We start from the raw sequence: 14629 nt of genomic DNA, 5'->3' as shown, positions 1-14629 counted from the left end.
TCAGCCCTCATAGCTTTCCTTCGGGTACAGATATTCATAAACGACCAGCTTCACGCCGGAAAGATCTGCGGTATTTACTTCAAATGTCTGACCCTCGATCTTTCCGGAACCGGAAGTGATGTGAACTTCCCTGACCGAGGTGATCTCATTTCCGGAGGCGTCCTTCAGGAATTCTCCGGATGCAGAGTTATAAAGCTTCCCGACCAGCACATAGTCCTGATCCGTTTCAATCACGCCGTCATACCAGACGGTATCCGTGATCGTGATGTTGCTTCCGTCGGCCTTGGCAAGTCTTGTCCCGGTAGCCGTATTCAGCGCTTTCGAGCGAAGCTCGATGCCGTAGTTGGTGATCGTTCCGAGGTTCACCGGTTCTGCAATCGAGGAGTCCTTCGTGATCCGGAATTCCACATGCTGGAGCGTCTTTCCTTCATTGGTATCCGTGGATACTTCGGAAAGCGTGTAATTTCCATACGGAAGCGCAGCAAGATCATCATTCACTGCCGCTTCGCTTCCGTCTTCGCCAAGCCCGAACCAGATGCCCGCATCCGTCGTCACTTCGCCTTTTCCCTCGTTCTCTGCTTTCGGAAAAAGGCTGATCGTCTTTCCTGCATCGATCAGTTCGAGATACCGGTCGTTTGCATTCGTATTTCTCGAATGCGGCTCCGCAGTGGAGCTGAATTCTCCGTTGACTGAGGTGTAAAGCACATGCCGTTCGCCGGTCGTCTGATTCTTCAGCACCCAGAGCGTTTCGATGCCGGAGGACGTGTATGCATTGTTTTTCTTGAACAGGAAATCATTCCGCTTGATCGCATTCTTGAAGACCATCGTCTCATCGAGATACGTGTTTCCGCTCTTATGGATCAGAGTGCCGTTCCGTTCGGAAAGATCGCTCATCGGATTCGTCACGGTGTCGGAAGAAGTTCCGTCCTGCTTCACAAACGAAACGGTATTGGTCACTGCATGTCCGTCGGTAGGATCATAGGTCACATAGGTAAGAAGACTTCTTGCACGATCCGAGAGCGCCGTATTGAATTCAATGCCGTCTTTCGGAACTCCGGCACTGCCGAAGTCCGTGATAAGTCCGTTTACTTCTTCAGTCTGCGTATCCAGCGTGACCGGACCGTAGCTGTGCTCTCCGATCTGGAACGTGCGGGGCGTACCGTCGGTAAGAAGATACGCATCGTTTGCGGAGGTCTTCTTCTCCTGCTCGCTCATCTTGATCGTTTCCGTTCCGGATTCAGAAACCGGTACTTCCTGGATCGTATAGGTACCGTAAGGAAGGTATCCGTCTGAGGTTTCTGCGGTATAGGCGCCAAGAGCATCATTATAGGAAGTATAGATTCTCGTCACGACGCTTCCGGAAGGAATCTCTTTCAGCGTGTCATCATCATCCCTGACAAACACGGAATGCAGGGAAACATTCGTCACGTCAAATGCGATGCCGTTCAGATTCGCAGTCTTTGCTTCATGCATGGATCCGCCGATTGCTTCGGATGCGTTCAGCTCCTGATCATACTTATAGACCCTGACATCCCCGCGGATCACCTGATCCTTCAGGAGAGTTTCTGTTTCATCGAGGATCACTCCGTCTTCCCGGATTTCAAACTCTGTGCGCCATGCGCGGTTAATCAGATACCCGACGGGCGCCTGCGTCTCGATCGCATAGTAGCTTCCATACGGAAGTGCATCGCTCTCTGACGAACAGAATCCATCGGCATCCGTCACAAGATTCAGAGCGGCTTCACCTGGCTTCACCCAGCTTCCGTGAACCATGACGGAATGATCAGATGCGTTATAGACCGTGATGACTGCGCCTTCCATCGTTCCATCTCCCTGCGGGACTTCGGAATCCGCTTCCCGATCGCGCTTCTGGAATTTCACGCCGCCGCGGACTACATCATCGAGCAAGAAATCTGAGGTAATCATTCCGTTCTCCGCATGGTCATAAACATAGTCATGGCCGGTTTCTCCTTCCGCCTCCGTCTTCTTCAGAACGTATCCTGCACCCGACAGGTTCACGGCATCATAGATCCTGCCGCTTTCCGTCACTGCAATCGTGACGTCCCAGCCTGCATTCAGCACATATCCTTCCGGTGCCTTTGTCTCATGAATCCTGTACTTCCCGTATGGAAGAGCATCCGAGGATGTTGCGGCATGACCTGCCTCATCCGTGACCAGCGTCATTACGGTGCTCCCCGGAGCATACCAGACGCCGTTTACCAGAACCTCTTTTTCCGAGACATTGATGACTTCAAACTCCGCACCGGCAAGCGATGCATCGCCCTGCGGCGTGTTTCTCGCTTCTTCCGTCGGAGACACATAGCGCTCCGTGTCATATTTCGTCACTTCGATGCCGCCGCGGATCACCTGCTGAAGAACCGTGCCGCCGTTGGTTCCGGATCCGTCTGGGGAAGCATGATAGATTCTCTGATCCTCCCGGACCTCAAAATAAAAGGACCAGTCGGGATTCAGAAAATATCCTTCCGGCGCCTTCGTTTCCGTGATGAGGTAATCTCCCCATTTCAATAGATTCCCGTCGAGAGCTGTTCCGGTTCCTTCCGCCCGCCAGGTAAGCTTCGCTGGCTTTCCGGTTTCATCCGTCGTAAATCTTGCGACAGGCTGCTGATTCCGGGTGTTGATGATCGTGTATTCCGTCCCTGCAAGGGTCGCGCTTCCCTGTGCGTTTCCAGGATGAGAAGTGCGGATCCGATCTGCATCCTGCTTCAAATGATCCACGCCTCCGCGGATCACCTGCATGGTGAGCTTTGCCCCGGAATACAGATGCGTCGCACTGCAGTCGCGTCCGGTTTCTTCTTCCGTGGAATCTCCTCCTGAAAGGGAACCCGGAAGAGAGAACGGCTGGTTGCCCGCCCCTGCGCTCAGCCTGGAGGCAGTCTTCGTCGTGGTGCGGAAGCTCACGCGGCAGGATCCGATCGCCGTGCGGTCAGTCTGAATCTCAATTGAAATCCCGTCCGGCATCTCTTCGGCATCGGCACGGATCTTCACCTTGACGCGGTTCCCTTCGATCCAGGCGCTCACCGCGCTCTGATCACCGGTAGAAACGGTGATGCTGCGGATGTAGTAGCCGTCTTTCGAAAGATCCGTCGAAGAGTCCGTGTTTGCATAGGTGTAGGTTTCGCCAGGCGTATAAGGGTCCGTGGACGACGGGTTCAGCGCGACGGTGTGCTGCGTTACGGTGCCGCTGTAGCGGCTGTCCGGATAAGTCCAGGTCTCGGAACGATAGCTGACGCTGGTGCTGTAGTCCGGAACGTACGTCGCATCGTAGTCTGCGGTCAGAGACGGATCAAGACACCGGACGGATTCTCCGGTCGGCTTGTAATAGAACGTCGAGTTCGGATAGGTTCCGCTTACCGGATCATACGGTCCGACGCGGTTGACGCCGATGTTTCCTGATCCCGGCGGATTGACGCGCTTGGCAGTCAGGAACTGCTCATAGTCTCCGGAGTCATAAAGCGCTGTGTCTTCTTCGGAATGCTGGCTCCCGTCGGCATAGCGTACGGTCCGATAGCGGTACCAGTTTCCGCTGTCTTCCCATCCCGTATCTTCAAGGCCAGCTGCAAGGATTGCTGCTTCCGTTGCGGCGGCTTCTGAAGTGGACGAAGCAAGATACCAGTAGTCGACTGCATCGCCCCAGTTGGAGAACGGTGCTGCTGCAGCTGCATTTGTATTGCTTAACGGATACGCTGCGCCGACCGTATCGACGCATTCGAGATTTCCCGGGGCATACTCCGAAGCATCTGCACCTGCATTTCCTGCCGCCGCCACGACAATGATTCCGTCTGCACATGCGGAGGTCACCGCTTCCTTGAACGCTTCCGTACGCTTGGAGTCTTTGATGGAGGCAGAAAGGCTGATGATGTCCGCGCCGGCATTCTTTGCAAAGCGGACTGCGGCGGTCACGGAAGCAAGAGAGCCTCTGCCGTCATCGCCGAACGCCTTGATGGAAAGAATGCGGGCTTTCTCTCCCGCGGTGCCATGAATGATCTCAGCCATCGCAGTGCCGTGTCCGTTTGCGTCCTCATCCGGATCAGAAGTAAAGTTCACGGACATGTCTGCAAGATCCGCCCGGACGCCGGTGTCGATCAGGGCAACAAGAACCGAATCGTCATCAGAATCGCTGAGTGCAGCAGTGGAAAGCCCGGTGACTTCTGAAGAATGGGAGATGGAAGGAGAACTGCCATACCCGCAGATCTCCATGACTTCGTCTTCCAGCACTCTTCCATCGGATCCAAGTGCCGCCTGGATTGCCGCTTCGGCTTTCTCACGTTCCTCTGTCGAATCAAAGACGAAGAGATACGTGCCGGAGTAATAGACTCCCTTCCCGAAATTCAGCACGGAAGAAAGGTCCTGTCCGGTCGTAACCGTAAGCCTGAGTGAAGGATCATCGTCGAGCTCTGCGACTGCTGCGGCATATGCTTCGTCATCCTGCGGAACGACAAGGGAGAGACCTGAGGTGTTCTCTGTCTCTGCCGGGGTTTCTTCCGGCGTAACAGGCTCCGTGTCTGCGCTGGCCGTCGGAGCTGAGGTTTCTTCAGCGGATGCAGAAGAAGATGCTTCAGGCGACGATGCCGGCGTGCTCCCTGAATTTCCTGCGCTGTTTTCTGCGTCAGGGCTGACAGAGGAAGATGGTTCCGAACTGTTCTGCGCTTGTCCGGTTTCTTCTTCTGAAGCAGTGCCGGAAGCCTCTCCGGTTTCATTCATTTTCCCGGCTGATGGCGTTTCGCTGACGCCCGCAGGCTCTGCGCTGCTGATGCCTGCCGCCGGGGTTTCTGACGAGCTTGATGAAGCCCATGCGGTTTCTTCCGTGACTTCTGAGGAGGGTGATGGATCCGGCGTGCCTGCGGACCCCTCCGCCGAGGCCGGAAGCCAGGTTCCTGCAGCCAGCAGCATCGTAAGCGCCGCCGCAAGAGCCTTCTGTAATGTCTTTGACTTTCTCATGCTTTCCTTCCAGTTCCTTTCCTGTGCTGGGTCAATCATGCTATGAAAAAAGCGGTCTCCCGGAACGGACCGCCTTGAATCTTCTGGTATCTGATCTGAATCATACATGCATGTTTTGCAAATGTAAGTGCGAAATGATCTCTGCCTAATTTCCCTGGATGGTTTCGAGAACCGATTTCCCCTCCGCATTCAGAATATCCTCCAGAGATTCTCCGCTCAGCTTAAGCGTTCCAAGATCCACGGCATAGCTGCTCTGTCTGCTTTCTGAATCCGAAGACGTGACGATTGCATAGAGCTTTACCTCTGCCTTTGACGGATCAAGAGCAGATGCAGGGATATACACCGTCTTCCCATCCACATTCAGTTCCATCATCGTCGTGCTGTTCCTCAAAAGAACACAGTCTGACGAAAGAAGGACATCTCCTGCATGAAGCTCTGCAGACGCATACTTTCCGATGACGGAGCTCCTGCTGCTCCAGAGTACTGCGCTCCCTGAAGTGAGGGATCCTGAAGCATCCACGGTGTCTGGAGCATTGATCCCTTCCAGCTGATCCACCGGCATCAGAACACTGGTCAGATCGGCTTCCCGGATCTCCTCTCCTTTTGAAACATCTTTTGCAAGAACGATCACGTTCACGTTAGTGTTCAGAACTCCTAACAGGGGATTTGGAATCACACCTGCGATGATCAGAAGAAGAACTGCAGAAAAAAACATGAAGATGACAGTCATGGCTTTCATCCTCCGGAACATTTTCAGGATCCTGGAATCCACAGTATATGCATGCATGCCTTCTTCTGAAGATTCTGTTTCCTTCTGCGATTCTCCATCGATCTTAACAGAAGCAACCTGTTCCTGCTGATCTTCAGCAGTTTTGGCCTCAGAATTACCTCCGTTCTCCATTGGAGAAACATTTTGACCCGCAACTGTCTGGCTGTCGGAATGATCAGCTTCCGTCCCTTTTTCTGCCACGCTCCTCTCTTCGAAGGCACTCGGATCAGAACCTGATGTCTGATCTTCTGACTGCGTTTGGTCTGGCGCTGAGAATTCTTCAGAGCTCTGAGCACCAGGGTTCTCCAAGGTCTGAGACAGGTCTTCAGGCTTCTGTGCTGTTTGGCCTGATGATTCAGAATCCGCAGATGGTTCTTCCGGTTCCTCTTCCCTGAGACACATTCTGCATGCTTCATCAGATTCCTCTCTGCTCGGGATCATGAAATGTTTCCCGCGGGATGACTCCGAAAGAAAGATGGTCAGCATCTTCCGATAAGTCTGCGGCTCCATGTGAAACCTGGATCTGTCTTTCAGAAATACCACATTCCCGTAATACACCGGAACATCATTCAGAAGCGTTCCATCCTTCAGCCTCGCTCTGCGGATGCGGCCGATGCAGGTTTTTCCTGCAATCAGCCGTTCAGTGCGTCCCAGATTCGGCTTTTCTGAATCAGCCGCTTCTGCTTTTGTGTTCAGCTCTGCATTCTGCTGTGTTTCCTTCATGCGTCCTCCGGAATGGCACGCTCAGAACGCTGCAGCGCTTTTCTTACGTCTTCATCTGCAAGGACAACTGCTGTATAAATATGAAGCCCGAGATAATCAAAGGAATCATAGTAAGAAAGATCCAGATCTCTTACTGCATCGTAGAGTCTTCCGCCTCTGATCAGGTCGCCGGCATTAAGACAATCCTTGGTAAGTTGCGCTTTCTTCAACAGGTTCTTAGCATTCTTGAAATTACAGGACTTTTCGAAGATCTGATATTCCTTTAGGTCGTAAATGAGAAAAATAGTATTTGGAACTTCGCTTTTCTTGATGGTCCTTAATAGATCTTCCATCTTTCGGATCTGTCTCATCTTCTTCCTCCTGTAACAAAAAAGCGATCCATAAACGGGATCGCTATATCCGAGAGTATGTTCCCAACAGGAAACTACTTTAAGTTTATCATGAGGTTTTGCTGAAACAATACGGAAAACAGGACATTTATGAAAAAAAGACCTTAATCAATATTTTATTCATTCATTGATGTTCTGATTCTAGTTTTATGTTCTGAAGAATATGTAAGCAGATTAATAAGTTGCTTAAGTAATTCATTGCCATTACTATCAGTAAACAATTCAGAACATGATTTTTCTTCAATCTCCCGTTCACTCCACGGCCCTTTTTTCTTGGGCTTCATGTAATTTAAAATAGCTTTTCTTGCAGGCAGCGTTTTAAAATCCCGGTTTATCTCTGCAATCTGACTTTTTATTTTTTCAGCCATTTCAGGATTACATTTACCAAATTGTAAAAAGTCCATAGCATCCTCGACTCTAGGGACAATTTCCGGCAATCTCAGCAGAACAGTTGAATAAATTGCAATTAGATTCTCATCTGAAGTAAAAATAACCACTTTATTATCGTCACTATAAATTTTCATGACTATTACCCGATAACGGAAACTGGAATATTTGGATAAATATCCTCAAGAGTTACCTGAATTCCGTCTATTACAGCTTGCACTAGTTCGTTGGAATAACCTCTGCCCTTTATATCAAGCACAACGCGCTGAGTATACCCTTCTGGGAGATTACTAATGCGTGCACTCATTTCTTTTCTCAATACATCATATAGTTCAGCCACGCTATTTCTGCTTTCAAGATCATAATTTTTCACCTCAATGGCTTCATGCTTGCCTCCGACTTCTCTCACGATGTCTGGCCGTGTACTATCTATCGTATTTCTCGCAACTTCTTCACCATTCTTAAATGCTTTTTGCTCATCTCCTCCATATTTCTTTAAAGCTCGAAGCTCTGATTCCCTAGCTGTTGGGATATCAGATGAATAAAGTGAAACAGCTTCTGACAATCCCCCTGAAGCCGCTCCAAATATTGCGCCCCATTTGAATCCTTCGCTAGCATTTAAGGCAGCAGATTTCAACGCTTGTTCTGGATCTTTTGTTTGAAGCGCAGTAACAATACCAGCACTAATCCCTCCCATTGCTGCAGAAGAAAGGGCAATTGTCGTTCCAGTCTGAGCAGATGCAGCAAATACCATGCTTACAACTGGCGCACCTGCACCTGCAGTAAGTGCAGAAACAGTTACACAAATAAGGATAACACCTGCTCCAACTGCGACATTTTTAACAACCTGTTCAAAAGTGTCATCATACTCGTTTAAAACTTCAACAACAGTCTGTCCATTGCTGCCAAGTGTAAAAACATATTTCTTCCCTTGGAATTGCTCTTCGAGTTCATCTAGTGTGTAACCAAAATATATATTCTTTCTCGAATTGAACTCCATCTCATCGAGATACTCTTTTGAAATAAATGTGGTGCTAATATTCTCTATCTCATAATCTTCACTTCCAAGACTGTCTTCTAGATTTGAATAAATCCCATCTTGAACATATTGTAAAAGTTTTGGATCATTAAGATCATCAAAGGAAACAACTTCTTCCGGCATGTATGGAGTATCTGAAGGTAGTACAGTTTTTGTATCTCCTTCAGCAATTGGTGAAGATAAAGAAGATGTAGCTTCGGCTGATGCGTCTAAAGGGCTAGTCGAAGTGGCTACTGACGAAGAGGAATCCTGCTTCGTTCCGCAGCCGGAAACTAGGAGAACTAAAGATAAAACAGTTGCAATTATTCTTCTCATTGCAGTCTCCTCATGCTCCAATTAGTTCACTAACAGTGCATAACGATGTATTCTCTGAAGTCATAACCGGTTCATTCATAGTTCCGTCATCATTAATAGTCCAGCCATCATTAATCATTTGTTTGATGTCTTTAATAGAATATCCCGTAACCATAAATGCTTTCATAAGTTTGTTGTCTCCGACATAGATTTCCTTTGTGTCTTCTGCATCAGTAAAGTTGTTATGAATAGTTATTTCATAGAGCCCTTCTTCTGTAAATTCATCTCCATCGCTTACCGGTTTATCATATCTTTGGTCTAATTCATTACTTGAATTATTAAGTACAGATCTCTTTATGGAAACCTCTACAGATTTCGAATTAGCCAGATCAACTCTGAATCCATTTTTCGTAATAGACTTATTCATCAATTCTGATCCAGAAAGGTCAAATAGGAATACCTGATTATTACCGTTCCGAACTTCAAAAGAAAATCGAATAGCATAATCTCTACGATTAGTTTTTGTCACCGGTCCAATTTTTTCTCGCTTGTCTTCTATCTCATAATCAAGCGATACCTCATAGGCGCCTTCTTCATTCAAAACTACTTTCGTATTTGCATTTTTCGTACCATTTGCTGCTAGGAAATCTGTATATTTAATAGTCTCTCCTGTATGACCAGTTGTGTCCGTGAATCGAATCAAAAGTATTCCATGCTTAAAAGCCATCACAGGTGTTTCAAAATTTTGATCATTGTTTTTCTTCTGATTTGCAATTGTTAGAAGAGGATTATTATTCAGGTTATTTATATCTTGATCAAGTTGAAACCACATCGTTACACTATCGCCGACTGTCTTTAAAAAAACACGGTTTCCATCCTTATTCGTACTATCAGCAGTATAGCCGTTGATAATAAACCTTCCTATTTTCCATCCGGAATGCGGGTCTGAAGCCGTAATATCGATTGATTTTGTATAGCTGCTTTTCGGATCGTATTCCATTCTTTCTTCAAAGACAGTAAAAGGCTCATCTGATATCTTTGTTACAGTTGCAGCACGCTTTTCGCTGTATTGAAGATAGAATTGATACACTTCAATATGCTTTTTATATTCATACTCATTAAGAACTAAGAAGTTCTTTTTCCCTGTCTGGCGCCTTGTTTGAAATGCAATTGTCACTCGATAATAACGTCCGTTTGCAAGCTGAACATCATCAGTTCTGTAGAAATTGTCTTTTTTTACTTTACTTTCTTCCGAAAAAGCATCTTCTTCTTCAGAAGAAATCACCCATTTTTTGCCATCAACAGAGGTTTCAACAAGTACTACTCCACTTCCAATTTCATCATCCAAGGTAATACTGTCAATACTTTTACAGGAATCATCAGATATTTTCCAACCTGCATCATCAGAATAGAGACTATCTGATCCAGAATATGAAAATTGAATGGTTCCATCTTGGACCTCAAAAGCTTGAAAACCATTCCTCCTACTCGAAAGTTTAAAAATACCAGAAATTGACAATGATCCTGATGATTCAGGATTCTTTAATGGTTCTTCAGAACCATACTCATATTTGCTATCCTGAGAATCAAATTCATACACAGAACCAGTGATCGGCATAGAGGAAGATGGCATTTCAGCCTTTGCAGGTACTAAATTACCTAATGAGCAAAAAAAGAGAGCAGTTGTAATACAAATTACCAAAAAGGCTTTCTTTAACATATACTATCCCCCATTCATACATGTTGTATTAACTTCTACCTGTCTTAATTATAGCCCTCAAAATGACTAATATTTTATTGATATTAATACTGAAAGCATTTCGTTAATTTATTACCCTTTCAAGGGGAATCCACACATCCTTTGTTTATTTTGAAGAAATAAGTATTGCAACATTCAAAAGAAAGAAAATCAGATATCAAAATGGCTATTTTAGCAATACTCCATTATTAAATTCCTCAAAGATTTTTATGAACTATTCCTCTTAGTATTAGTGAATCCGTGCTTCAATTAATTCGATAGTCCCTTGTTTCATCGCAATATCTCTCAGTTGGTTGAAGTTTTCCACATTTTCTCCACAATTTGTAAACAATGCTTGGTACAGAGCCTTCCATTCTGCTTCTCGAAAGCTCTGATAATCAATCCCATATTCCGTGGTTACATGCTTCATTCCAGCACCGCCAAAATAGATCTTCAACAGCAACGGCACCATCCAGGCATCTGTCTCCGGAATGGAGTGAATCAATGTCTTATCCCATGCAAGAAGATCCCCACAGAATTTCCAGCAGTCTTCGTCGACGTCCTTCCGCTGCAGATTCACGAGTGAGAATCCACCTCTGATTGCTCCGGATGTTCCAATGCGTTCAAATGACGGCGATCGATAATCCGCAAGTCTGAGCTCATCCGCCGTGATTCGGTCGCGGAATTTTTTCTGTGCTTTCTTCAGCGATGGATAGGCGGCGAGCATCTTCCTGGCGACTGCCACCGCATTCTGCTCATTTATCTTCACCAAGCGCATCATTGAGATATGCCTCCAGGAGTCTCCGCACATGGCGTTCACTGATGCCTGATTCTGCAGCAATTTCCGCCTGCGTCTTGTGCTCGAGCAGCCAGTCACGCGTCATCTGTTCCGCTTTCACGCCATGCTTCTGACGGATCAGCTCAAGAGTGTGTTCTGTCAGCGTGATGTTCTCTTCAAGTGCCTGCAGTGCCATCGTCCTCCATTCCTCTTCCCCCTCCTGTTCCTTTAATGTCTGAAATTCCCGCTGGTAATTATGGAAATGTCTTGCAATTCTCTGAAACCGGATCCGTTCTGCTCTGCTCATGTGCGTCCCGCTCCTTCTGGGTGGCGCAGGCATTTATCGATATTTTCTCTCGTAATCTCTTTCTGAAGGGTGCAGCATTCCCGGACCGCAGCGGTCAGCTCTTCATCTGACCAGTACGGCTTCAGCGATTCAAAGATTGCAATCAGTTCTTCTCTGCTGCAGCATGCATCCTCAGCAAGCTCTGAAGCTTGTTCTGAGATCTCCCTTGTTTCATCAATGATCGGAACCGCAGACCTCCTGGTTCGCTTCAGAACCGTGTTCAGATAGGCGATGCTTGTCACAGGATTATTCACTGGATCGTATCCCGGGTTATTTCGCCAGGCGCGGATTGCCTTGATCCCAGCAAGCACCCGGTCTTTTCCGTATCCTTTGAACAAGCGTTCTAGAAGCACCTTCTCATCTGCAGTCATCGGAACATCCAATGCAATGCTGTAGAGATATTCTGTGTCCAGACCCTCATCATCCTCTGTTTCTTCTTGCATTCTTTTATTCTTATGTGCGTTCGGCGGAGCATAGGCAGGACTTGGGCCAAGCTTAGGCGGAATGTCATTTGCCGCATATTCATGCATATTTTCGGCATTTTCCTTAGAAACATCTGCATAGGCGGAACTTCGGCAAGCTTTAGGCGCAAGTTGGGCGAATGTTGCCTTCAGTTCCTCAAGGTAGCATTTCCGAAATTTTTTGATCCGGCTGTTCACCGTGATTACTGCATCCGGATTTGTCTTGGAAAGCTTCAGGATATGATCGATTACTGTTCTGCGCGGTAAGCCGATCTCTTCCACGACTTCTCCATAAGTCATCACTTCTGATTCCGAATACTCCGGGATCGAAAGGATACCTCCAGCAATTGCTTTTTCCCTGAAGCCGGCAGTAATCACTCTCCGATCGATTGCTTCCATCCAGTTGCCAAGAGGACGCACGACTTCATCCGGCCGCTCCGCATTATGAAGAGAAGGCTCCGCAGGATCCCCGGTATAGCAGAATCCGGTGACTGCAAGATGCCCGAAGGAATTCTGATAAAGTAGGTGGCACTGCTTCAGAGAGCTTACAAGCATGTTTACCGTTGCAAGATCTGCTCCTGCCGCATTTACGATTTGAACAAGATCCGATGCTGATAAATCAATCTCTTCTTCTCCGATCCTTGTCGTCAGAACTCCGCCGTTATTAGTGGTGTACAGCGCAAGACGGATATATAGATAAGCTGCCTGCATTCCATAAACCGGTATCTGCAGCAGCTTCTGAAACTCTGCGCACTTTACGATGTCAAGATATACCTTGATAAACGGATAGGATTTCCGCCTGAACCCCTGGCGCTTCATTTCCTTTTTCTCCGCGGTCTGCGCCGGTTAAAGAGATGACAGGCAAAGTAGAAAGAGAGATCGGAGTAGAGCTCATCCAGACGGTCCGATGCTGCCTGAATGACTCCTTCAGAATCATTGTCCTCCTTTCCGAGAATCAGATAGTCCAGCGAGATGTCAAAATACCTGACAAGGTCAACAGCCATCTCAAGCGTGATCATGCAATCTCCGCGTTCCACTTTCCCGATCTGTGATTTGGAATAATGAATCTCATCTGCAAGCACTCCCTGGCTGATCTTCCGTATCGTACGCTCCGTACTGACTCGTTCTCCGATTTCCTTCTGCAGTATGCTGAAATCTGTATCATTCATAAATCAAGCTTAACTTATCGCTTTAAATTCAAAGGTTCCGTCGTATGATCCTCCTGGCCCCTTCTGCGACTTCTCTCTCCTTGACGCTATTAATCCAGAAGACATGTGTACTGCAGGGAACACATCCAGATTCCTGCCAATTCTATATGCTCCATATATGGAAACTACCCTTATTCGGAGTCTATCCATACGATGAAACTGATGATCACCTACGACAAACTCTGGGAACTTCTGCGCATTCGCGGCATCAGCCAGTATTCACTGATTAAAAATTATCAGATCTCACGCTCGCAGCTTTTCCGCATCCATCATGGGAATTACATCAGCACAAAAACCATTAATACGCTCTGTGCAATACTGAACTGCCAGCCTGGGGATATCATGGAATTTCATCCTGATCCCTCCGACCTCGACTCCGTTCAGAAAGCTGCAAAGAAAAATAGATAGCAGATTCATCCGCATTTGACCAACAGCCGATCAAAAGATCCGGCTGTTTTTTTCGTTAAGGGAGGAAATTTCATGCACGACCGACGCACAATGGTTGCCATAGTGAGCATCCTGATCGAAAACACAGATCAGGACCACTGCATGCCCCGCCGAGAGATCGAACGGCGGCTTCTCGAGGATTATGGCATCAGCATCAAGCGCAAAACATTCAGCCTAATCATCAGAGACATTCAGGAGTTCGGCTTCACGGTAGTCTATGATTCGCACCGACGGGGATACTACCTCGAACGTTTCTTCCTTGATCAGGGGGAGATCATCCTGCTCTGCTCCATGATTCACTGTCTCGGATTCATCAGCATTCCGGAAAGTGAACAGCTGATTCAGAAACTTATGCGGCTTACAAGTCGCTACAAGAAAAGTGAACTGCGAACGAACATTTTCCGCTCCAACGAAAAGAAAACACTCCACAAGGACTTCATTACCCAGGTTGAACTGCTCATGAATGCAATTGCTAAAAACCGAAAAGTCACATTCGACTACTGTCATTACCGATTAGACAAGGAACTGCATCAAGCCAACTCTACACAGATCATCGTGGAGCCTCGATACATCACATTCGCCAACTCGGAATTTTATCTCGTAGCGACCGGTGGAATCCATCCTGGGTTCATGCAGTACCGTATGGACAGAATAATCAATCTACGCATGCTAGACATTTCCTGCTCACAGTTTGACTATTTTGAAGATGCGGCTGAATACGCAGGGAACCAGCTGTTCATGTTTTCCGGCGAAAAAATCAATGTGACATTCAGATGCAGTAATCGGATGCTTGACTACGTAATCGATCAATTCGGGAGAAGCGTAACCCTTCACCAGACATATGAGAACCACTTTGAGTTCACAGTCAGAGTTACGCGAATTGGAGCAATTTTGTTCTGCTATCGTTTTCTGGATGAAGTCATAATCGTCTATCCGGAGGACCTCAGAAAAGAGATGCATAATCGAGGCTGCTGACAAAGTAGAGGTTGTAAACAGAATTTTGGATAAGAATCCTGACCGGGTCTGATACTGGCCAGGATTTTCTTCTTTTCAGTGGAATATCGTGAGGATCATAAAGGATTATTCCTTAT

12 protein-coding genes are annotated in these 14629 nt (G+C 47.2%); 2 read left to right on the top strand and 10 right to left on the bottom strand.

What is annotated here, in order from left to right; all coding sequences use genetic code 11:
- From C7E00_RS14180 to C7E00_RS14130, 10 genes are all read right to left on the bottom strand, one after another.
- On the bottom strand, window positions 1–4959 hold the full coding sequence (locus C7E00_RS14180) for a SpaA isopeptide-forming pilin-related protein (RefSeq protein WP_135358245.1): 4959 nt from the start codon (window positions 4957–4959) through the stop codon (window positions 1–3).
- Window positions 4960–5104: 145 nt separating this feature from the next.
- Window positions 5105–6451 carry an SAF domain-containing protein gene (locus C7E00_RS14175; protein WP_105304989.1) on the bottom strand — a complete coding sequence of 449 codons (1347 nt, stop codon included), beginning with the start codon at window positions 6449–6451 and terminating at the stop codon, window positions 5105–5107.
- The gene (locus C7E00_RS14170) at window positions 6448–6801 is read right to left on the bottom strand and encodes a hypothetical protein (RefSeq protein WP_105304988.1); all 354 of its coding nucleotides are present in this window, start codon (window positions 6799–6801) and stop codon (window positions 6448–6450) included. Before C7E00_RS14170 ends, C7E00_RS14175 begins: the two co-directional genes overlap by 4 nt.
- 155 nt (window positions 6802–6956) lie before the next feature.
- Window positions 6957–7364: an Imm70 family immunity protein gene (locus C7E00_RS14165; RefSeq protein WP_105304987.1), complete on the bottom strand. Its 408-nt coding sequence runs from the start codon at window positions 7362–7364 to the stop codon at window positions 6957–6959.
- Window positions 7365–7369: 5 nt separating this feature from the next.
- Window positions 7370–8581, bottom strand: coding sequence for a hypothetical protein (locus C7E00_RS14160; protein ID WP_135358244.1), 1212 nt, complete (start codon window positions 8579–8581; stop codon window positions 7370–7372).
- 10 nt (window positions 8582–8591) lie between these two features.
- Window positions 8592–10280 carry a hypothetical protein gene (locus C7E00_RS14150; RefSeq protein WP_105304984.1) on the bottom strand — a complete coding sequence of 563 codons (1689 nt, stop codon included), beginning with the start codon at window positions 10278–10280 and terminating at the stop codon, window positions 8592–8594.
- Window positions 10281–10548: 268 nt separating this feature from the next.
- On the bottom strand, window positions 10549–11079 hold the full coding sequence (locus C7E00_RS14145; RefSeq protein WP_105304983.1) for a hypothetical protein: 531 nt from the start codon (window positions 11077–11079) through the stop codon (window positions 10549–10551).
- Entirely contained in the window at window positions 11054–11383 is a 330-nt protein-coding gene (locus C7E00_RS14140; RefSeq protein WP_105304982.1) for a hypothetical protein, read from the bottom strand. The genes C7E00_RS14145 and C7E00_RS14140 overlap by 26 nt, the downstream gene beginning before the upstream one ends.
- Window positions 11380–12702, bottom strand: a complete 1323-nt coding sequence (locus C7E00_RS14135) for a hypothetical protein (RefSeq protein ID WP_105304981.1) — start codon at window positions 12700–12702, stop codon at window positions 11380–11382. Before C7E00_RS14135 ends, C7E00_RS14140 begins: the two co-directional genes overlap by 4 nt.
- On the bottom strand, window positions 12699–13052 hold the full coding sequence (locus C7E00_RS14130; protein WP_105304980.1) for a helix-turn-helix domain-containing protein: 354 nt from the start codon (window positions 13050–13052) through the stop codon (window positions 12699–12701). Before C7E00_RS14130 ends, C7E00_RS14135 begins: the two co-directional genes overlap by 4 nt.
- Before the next feature lie 192 nt (window positions 13053–13244).
- On the opposite strand from C7E00_RS14130, the gene C7E00_RS14125 reads away from it, so the two are divergent.
- Window positions 13245–13499 carry a helix-turn-helix domain-containing protein gene (locus tag C7E00_RS14125; protein WP_204378692.1) on the top strand — a complete coding sequence of 85 codons (255 nt, stop codon included), beginning with the start codon at window positions 13245–13247 and terminating at the stop codon, window positions 13497–13499.
- A 72-nt stretch (window positions 13500–13571) separates the two neighbouring features.
- Window positions 13572–14513 carry a helix-turn-helix transcriptional regulator gene (locus C7E00_RS14120; RefSeq protein ID WP_105304979.1) on the top strand — a complete coding sequence of 314 codons (942 nt, stop codon included), beginning with the start codon at window positions 13572–13574 and terminating at the stop codon, window positions 14511–14513.
- Window positions 14514–14629 lie beyond the last annotated feature (116 nt).

The organism is Anaerolactibacter massiliensis (assembly GCF_900290205.1).
Lineage (GTDB): Bacteria > Bacillota_I > Bacilli_A > Erysipelotrichales > Erysipelotrichaceae > Bulleidia > Bulleidia intestinalis.
Note: the sequence above shows the minus strand (reverse complement) of the source record. Positions and strands in the feature narration are given on the sequence as shown.

Bases quoted from the DNA above. Each gene is read 5' to 3' on its own strand.
- C7E00_RS14125 (WP_204378692.1), top strand. From the start codon at position 13,245: ATGAAACTGATGATCACCTACGACAAACTCTGGGAACTTCTGCGCATT.
- C7E00_RS14160 (WP_135358244.1), bottom strand. From the start codon at position 8,581: ATGAGAAGAATAATTGCAACTGTTTTATCTTTAGTTCTCCTAGTTTCC.
- C7E00_RS14120 (WP_105304979.1), top strand. From the start codon at position 13,572: ATGCACGACCGACGCACAATGGTTGCCATAGTGAGCATCCTGATCGAA.
- C7E00_RS14180 (WP_135358245.1), bottom strand. From the start codon at position 4,959: ATGAGAAAGTCAAAGACATTACAGAAGGCTCTTGCGGCGGCGCTTACG.
- C7E00_RS14170 (WP_105304988.1), bottom strand. From the start codon at position 6,801: ATGAGACAGATCCGAAAGATGGAAGATCTATTAAGGACCATCAAGAAA.
- C7E00_RS14140 (WP_105304982.1), bottom strand. From the start codon at position 11,383: ATGAGCAGAGCAGAACGGATCCGGTTTCAGAGAATTGCAAGACATTTC.
- C7E00_RS14150 (WP_105304984.1), bottom strand. From the start codon at position 10,280: ATGTTAAAGAAAGCCTTTTTGGTAATTTGTATTACAACTGCTCTCTTT.
- C7E00_RS14175 (WP_105304989.1), bottom strand. From the start codon at position 6,451: ATGAAGGAAACACAGCAGAATGCAGAGCTGAACACAAAAGCAGAAGCG.
- C7E00_RS14165 (WP_105304987.1), bottom strand. From the start codon at position 7,364: ATGAAAATTTATAGTGACGATAATAAAGTGGTTATTTTTACTTCAGAT.
- C7E00_RS14130 (WP_105304980.1), bottom strand. From the start codon at position 13,052: ATGAATGATACAGATTTCAGCATACTGCAGAAGGAAATCGGAGAACGA.
- C7E00_RS14135 (WP_105304981.1), bottom strand. From the start codon at position 12,702: ATGAAGCGCCAGGGGTTCAGGCGGAAATCCTATCCGTTTATCAAGGTA.
- C7E00_RS14145 (WP_105304983.1), bottom strand. From the start codon at position 11,079: ATGATGCGCTTGGTGAAGATAAATGAGCAGAATGCGGTGGCAGTCGCC.